The 1,476-nt window shown below is 68.8% G+C and carries 1 protein-coding gene; it reads left to right on the top strand.

Annotated features, from left to right (window positions below; translation table 11 throughout):
- The first annotated feature begins 275 nt into the window (after nucleotides 1-275).
- Nucleotides 276-1,370, top strand: coding sequence for an IS110 family transposase (locus PSD17_RS17305; RefSeq protein ID WP_339123520.1), 1,095 nt, complete (start codon nucleotides 276-278; stop codon nucleotides 1,368-1,370).
- Nucleotides 1,371-1,476: the final 106 nt, after the last annotated feature.

Raw genomic sequence — 1,476 nt, 5'->3', positions numbered from 1 at the left:
GCGCGAGAACCGCGAGCTACGGCGGGCGAACGCGATCCTAAAGAGCGCGTCGGCTTTTTTCGCGTCAGTACCAGACTGATCATGGCTCGGCGGGGCTGGCTCGTTTCTTCGCTGCCCGATCGTGTGGCTGTTCCGCGATGTGCCGTCCCGCCGGGCTGGCGACGGTTGTCGTGGGCGTGGCCTGATAGGAGCCTGCTCGCTCTGCCCCACTGAGGCGTGCCCTCTCGCGTCCACCGGCGCCAACTCCAGTGGATGACGAGCCGAGGGAGACGAACATGACGGTGGTCGGGATCGACGCGCACAAGAACTGGCACACGCTGGTCGCGGTCGACGATGTGGGCAAGCGGATCGGGGAGCTGACTGTCCCAGCAAGGGCCGGCGGGCACCGCCAGATCGTGGCCTGGCTGGAGCAGTTCGACGGTGTTCGTGTCGCCGTCGAAGACTGCCGCCACCTGACCCGCCGCCTGGAGGCCGATCTGCTCGACGCCGGTCACCGGGTGGTGCGGGTGCACGCCCGGATGATGGCCGGGATGCGGCGCAGCGCCCGCGAGCCGGGCAAGTCTGATCCGATTGACGCCGAGGCTGTCGCCCGGGTCGCGCTGCGCGAGGACAACCTGCCCACCGCGGAGCTGCCCGGCCCGATGCGGGAGATCAAACTGCTGTCCGATCATCGGCGCACCCTGGTCGCGCGCCGCACCGCTATGCAGTCCAAGGTCCGCTGGTTCCTCCACGAAATCGACCCTGACCTGCACGTCCCTTCCCGCGCGCTGCGCCGATACTCCTTGCTGGAGGAACTCCTGGCTCACCTGGAGGGCCGCGACGGCGCTCTGGTCGAGGTTGCCCGCGATCTCCTGGAAGACATCGCCGCCGTGACTCGGCGGATCAACACTCTCGAGCGGCGTCTGGACACGCTCGTTCGCACCGCCCACCCCACGCTGGTCGAGATCCCCGGGATGGGCGTCCTCGGGGCCGCGATGATCCTCGGCGAGACCGCCGGCGCCCGGCGCTTCCGCTCCAAGCACGCCTACGCACGGTTCAACGGCACCGCCCCGATCCCAGTCTGGTCGGGCAACAAGGTCAAGGTGCGCCTGTCGCGCGGTGGCAACCGCACGATCAACACTGCCCTACACATGGTTGCGGTCACCCAGCTGCGCCTGGGCGGTGAGGGCGCTGCCTACGTCGACAAGCTCACCGCTGCCGGCAAGACCCGTACTGAAGCGCTGAGGCTCCTGCGCCGGCGGATCTCCGACCGCGTCTTCGCCGCCCTGCGCACTGATGAGCAACGAGCCGACCACCCCGCCGCCAAAACACCGGCGCCCCACCGAAAGGCTCCGTCCCAGCCCGCCGACGTGCTCCAGCCGGCGGCCTGACCCGCAGGGTTGACATAGGAGCATCGCGGAGCTCGACCGCCCACAGCGCTGATCGTCGACTACATCGACGCCCACAAGGACACCTACGGGGTCGAGCCGATTTGCA

Origin of the sequence: Pseudonocardia sp. D17 (assembly GCF_036984265.1) — a bacterium.
Classification (GTDB): domain Bacteria; phylum Actinomycetota; class Actinomycetes; order Mycobacteriales; family Pseudonocardiaceae; genus Pseudonocardia; species Pseudonocardia benzenivorans.
This window is presented reverse-complemented; position numbering and strand designations above follow the sequence as displayed.